This is a genomic window from Sulfurihydrogenibium sp. (assembly GCF_027448985.1).
In the GTDB taxonomy this organism is placed as follows: domain Bacteria; phylum Aquificota; class Aquificia; order Aquificales; family Hydrogenothermaceae; genus Sulfurihydrogenibium.
In genome coordinates, this window is record NZ_DAIDMN010000086.1 from 1 (window position 1) to 5,116 (window position 5,116).

The 5,116-nt window shown below is 30.4% G+C and carries 4 protein-coding genes; all 4 read right to left on the reverse strand.

The features are described from left to right. On the reverse strand, positions 1–194 hold a 194-nt coding region (locus NE054_RS06930), incomplete at its 3' end, for an AAA family ATPase (protein ID WP_297890089.1). Positions 195–262: 68 nt separating this feature from the next. After that, positions 263–2,008 carry a dynamin family protein gene (locus tag NE054_RS06935; RefSeq protein WP_297890090.1) on the reverse strand — a complete coding sequence of 582 codons (1,746 nt, stop codon included), beginning with the start codon at positions 2,006–2,008 and terminating at the stop codon, positions 263–265. Between the two features lie 4 nt (positions 2,009–2,012). Further along, on the reverse strand, positions 2,013–2,726 hold the full coding sequence (locus NE054_RS06940) for a hypothetical protein (protein ID WP_297890091.1): 714 nt from the start codon (positions 2,724–2,726) through the stop codon (positions 2,013–2,015). A gap of 17 nt (positions 2,727–2,743) precedes the next feature. Then, entirely contained in the window at positions 2,744–5,056 is a 2,313-nt protein-coding gene (locus tag NE054_RS06945) for a dynamin family protein (protein WP_297890092.1), read from the reverse strand. Positions 5,057–5,116: the final 60 nt, after the last annotated feature.

Sequence of the window (5,116 nt, forward strand, 5' to 3'; positions counted from 1 at the left end):
AACAGTTCTTTATTCCCACTGAATGCTTCTTTTAGAGTGTCTAAGAATAAAGATTTTCCAAATCTTCTTGGTCTGCTGAGAAAGTAGTATCCTCCTGATTCTAACTTTTTGACAAACGGTGTTTTATCTACATAGTAATGATTTTCTTGTATTATTTTGCTAAATGTTTGTATTCCTATTGGTAGTTTTTTCATTCTATCACCAAAGGTTATTTTGTTGATGATTTTAATTTTATCATAAGAAAAGTCAACATAAATCCGTTTTAACTACGAGCATACACCTTATCGTATACATCCTCTATAAACTTTGTTGTGAGTTTTAACATTTTGTTGTTTTTCTGTGAAGTTAATATTTCACCGGAGTTTATGATGGTTACTATGTTTTTTATTGCTGTGTCTATTTCATTTGCTGGATTTGATAGTTTTCTTTTGTAAACTTTTTCTTGGACCGCGTGATGTGTGTATCTAAGTAAAGTCTCAAAGTTAGATAAACTCAGAGCATCTTCGTAAGTAGGTGAAGTGTTTTTATAAGTTCTTTTTAATATGGACATGATGTTTGTTATAGTGTCAATGTAGCTATGTATTGAATCATCTTCTATATCTTTTATATGTTCAAGTTTTTCTTTTATCTGTGGATATTTTTCAGCTGTTTTTATAAGGTGAAAATACCACATGGCAGAAATTGGTATAGAGATTATTTCAAAATTTTCTATATTCTTTCCTTCTTCTTTGGCTTTTTCTATGATTTTTTCTTCAAGGGCTTTGTATTTTTCTCTTACAAAGTCTGCTACACGAGAGCTTATTTTTTCACTAAGTTGGTCTTTGTACATAGTATCCATTTTGTTTACAGCTACTATTAGTTCATTTTCTTTTTCATCAAACAAACTCAAAACCTTTCCAAACAACTCTACCTCTGACTCTATAGCGTACTTTGTGTAGTCTATCACAAATATAACCACATCTGAGTCTTTTATAACTTCTTTAAGTCCTATTCCATGTTCGGAGCCTGCCAAATCCGGACCGGGTGTATCGTATATTACATAATTTAAATTACTGTCCTTACTCACCGGATATTTAATCTCAAAATCTAATGTTCTTTCTCCTTTTATGTTTACACTTTTAAATACAATGTTTAACGCTTTTTTTACCTCTTCCGGAGATTTGTAGTTTCCTAAGTATTTTCTTTCTACTTTTAACTCGGATAAACTTTTACCATTTTCATTTTTGTATTCATAATTCAACTGGTAGAGTTCTATACTGTCAGAGTTTTTGTTTGGAGTGTACTTTATTATGCAAGGTGTTGGCAGTTCAGCACTTGTAGGAGCGTACTCGTTTTTTAGAAAACAGTTGATTAACATACTTTTACCTGCTTTTTTAGTAGCTACTATACAAACTTTTACATCTTGTTCTTTTAACTTTGGTATAGAGTTTTTTATTGTTTTGAGATTTTTTACTATGTCTTTCTTAGCATTTTTCAAAAGTTTGTTATCAAAATCCATCGGTTCAATATTTTTATAAAATTTATCTACAATTTTATCAAGTTTATCCAAGTTTTTGGTAAATTTTTCAACCTTTTGTATATCTTCAAACTCTTTTCTGGAATATACCGATATGTTTATACCAAGGTTTATAAACTGCTGTATAGTGTCAAAAAGTTCTTTTTCGTTGTTTGATTCTACTATCACAATGTCTTTTGTGTTAATTTTTCTAAAATCTTTTTTGTATTTGCTTATCTCTTGTAGTAGTGAGTACAGGTCTGGTATGTTTCTTAAATCTCTTCTTTTTTTAAAAAACCTTAGTACACGAGTGTTTAAAATAACACTTACTGTTTTAGAGTACTTTACATTTTTACAAAACTTGACTTTTAGCTTTATATTGTTTGGTATAAACTCTCCAGCTTCTTCTAAAAATTCATAAAGGTGTTTTTCTCCATCGTAAACTACGATGTTGTACTTTTCTATTTCTTCTTTTAAGTTTGGTAAAACAGAGTTAACTTTTAAAACATTCATTCAGTTAGTTTCTACTTTTTTTGATAAATAAGTATATAATTCCACCTATGATAAATCCGGCTACAGAGCCAAAAAGTATTTTATCAAATAATTTACCTAACAAAGCACCTACCGCCAATCCGGCAAAACAAGAGCCAGTTAGACCAAGTATATCATCAGATGAGCTTGTAGAGTGTGTAGTTTTAGTCTGAGTCTGTGTTTTGGTTTGAGTTTCGGTTTGAGTTTCGGTTTGAGTCTGAGTCTGTGTTTGGGTTTCGTATTGTTCTTTGGCTTTATCTTTGGTTTTCTTGAATTTTTCAGGGTCTTCCAGTTTGACTTCGTATGCACTTTGGACTTTGTTTTTTCTCCATGTATCAACTACTTTACCAAGTAGATGTACTATCCTTGCAACTTTTTCGTTGTCTTTTGACTTTATGTACTTTTTTAGTATCTGGTTGTTTTCAGGATATGTTATACCAGAGAGTATAATTAATTTTTCATCTATCAGAAAACTGGCGTGTTCATACTGTTTTATCTCTTTAAAAAATTTACCTAAAGTATAGTTTACATCTTCAGTTTCAAGTAAATCTTTTAGAGTGTCCATGGTTTTTTGAAAAAGTTCTTCCATTTCATCTTCTGTTAAAGATTCTTTTTCAACGCCGTATATTTCCTTGTAGAGTTCTAAAATAATCTCTGGTTTTTTTTCGTATGCCCCAAAAAAGCTTTCTACTATCAACATGATTTTTTACCTCTCTTTTAGTTTTTGTAAACACTGTTCCAAAATTCTTCAAAAGATTTAAATCCATCTTCTCCGGATTCTATCAAAGTAACATATCCTAATATCTTTTCCTGCTCTTTTATAGAAGTATTCAAAACATTTATGGCATTGTTTGCGTATTTTAATATACTTGTTATAAAATTTTTGTACTGTTCTTTCGCTTCATCAAGAGATTTTTCCACTTCATACTCAATTAGATTAGTAAACTCAACAATTTTAGTATTACCATTTTCAATATATCTTTTTAGTTTGTTTAGATTTTCTTTTGTATCTTTGTAAACACTCTCCAACTTCTCAATGGTTCTTTCTTTGTCAAAAACTTCAACAGTGTACTCAACATCTATCTCTTCCTCTACTGTTTCCCACATTTTATCTAAAAGCCATCTCCAAAAAAGAAAACCAAGACCTTTATATACTTCTTTTTGTATTTTTTCTTTTCTTGTTCTGGTTTCTCTTTTTGTAGATGGGTCAAAGAAATCAATATCTATAGGTTGTATGTTTATTTCTGTGTTTACAATATTTTTAACACCGCTTAAATCTATAGTTGGTCTGAAGCTTGGCATCTTTATACCTTCAAATCCTAAGGTTTTAGCTTCGTTTTCCATTGTCTTTACCAACTCTCTGTTGGTAGTATCTACAAGACTTTTTAATCTTTCATAAATATTTTCTATTTCTTGCTTGTATTTCTTTCCTAAATCATCTAAAGTATCTTTTATGTTAGGCAGTATTCTTGTTTCCATATCAGATAAAAGACCGTTAAAAGCTTTTATAATACCATTAGGGTCAAACTCTGAAAGTTCTATACCTCTTCTTTCTTCAATTTCTTCAACCAAAGAAGACATGTATCGTCTGTAATCTGAAGGGTTTTCTCCCGTAAACTTTTTAGCCCCGTCAACAACTTCTTTTAAACCCATTAAGTAATTGTCTATATACTCAATTTCATCATAAAACAAGTCGGGTTGGCTTTTCACATCATCACTTGTTTGGAGTAATTTATCTTTATAGCCTTCTAAAAATTCCTCTACATTTTGATTTTCATTTATTTTATTTACTTCATAAATAAAATTTTGCATAAGTTGTAGTATTTTGTCTTTTCTACCTGATGCTGTCAACTTGTTAGAGTTTATAGTGTTCGCTATCTTAGTTGTAGATATGTCAATATCGTTTATCAGTTTTGATACTCTACTTATATAGGCTTTCTCTTGGGCTATATAGTTTGTGTACCTAATCAAGGTCTCAAAGTTAGACAGATTTATAGCATCTTCGTAAGTAGGTGAGTTATTTTTATGTATTCTCTTTAATCTACTTACAACAACATCTATCTCACTTATATAGCTATTCATTGAATTATCTTCTATATCTTCTATATGTTCAAGTTTTTCTTTTATCTGTGGATATTTTTCCGCTGTTTTTGTAAGGTAGAAATACCACATGGCAGAAGTTGGTATAGATATTATTTCAAAATGTTCTATGTTTTTTCCTTCCTCTTTGGCTTTTTCCACTATTTTTCTTTCAAGGGCTTTGTATTTTTCTCTTATAAAGTCTGCTACACGAGATGTTATCTTTTCAGTGTCTTGGTCCAAATACATACCATCCATTTTGTTTACAGCCACTATCAATACATTTTCTCTTTTATCAAACAAACTCAAAACCTTTCCAAACAACTCTACCTCTGAATCTATAGCGTACTTTGTGTAGTCTATCACAAATATAACCACATCTGAGTCTTTTATAACTTCTTTAAGTCCTATTCTATGTTCTGAGCCTGCCAAATCCGGACCGGGTGTGTCGTATACTACATAGTTTAAATTACTGTCCTTACTTATCGGGTATTTGATTTCGTAATCTGGTGTTCTTTTTCCTTCTTTTTTTACACTTTTAAATACATTCTCTAACTCTTTTTTTACTTCTTCCGGAGATTCGTAGTCTCTTAAGTGTTTTCTTTCTACTTTTAACTCAGATAAACTTTTGTCATTTTCATCTTTGTATTCATAATTCAACTCGTAGAGTTCTATACTGTCAGAGTCTTTGTTTGGAGTGTACTTTATTATGCAAGGTGTTGGCAGTTCAGCACTTGTAGGAGCGTACTCTTCTTTTAGAAAACAGTTAGCAACCATACTTTTACCTGCTTTTTTGGTAGCCACTATACAGATTTTTATCTCTTGGTCTTTTGCTTTTAATGTAGATTCTCTTATCTTTTTGAGATTTTCCAAAATATTTTCCTTGATATCTTCCAATATTTCAATATCAACATCTATTGATTCAACTTTTTTATAAACTCTAATTTCCAATTTAAATAATTTTAAAACAAACCAAGACAAGTAGCAAAACTTAAAGCTAAAATGAAGAAG

Coding starts and splice junctions, on each gene's coding strand:
- NE054_RS06935 (WP_297890090.1), bottom strand. CDS start 2,008: ATGAATGTTTTAAAAGTTAACTCTGTTTTACCAAACTTAAAAGAAGAA.
- NE054_RS06940 (WP_297890091.1), bottom strand. CDS start 2,726: ATGTTGATAGTAGAAAGCTTTTTTGGGGCATACGAAAAAAAACCAGAG.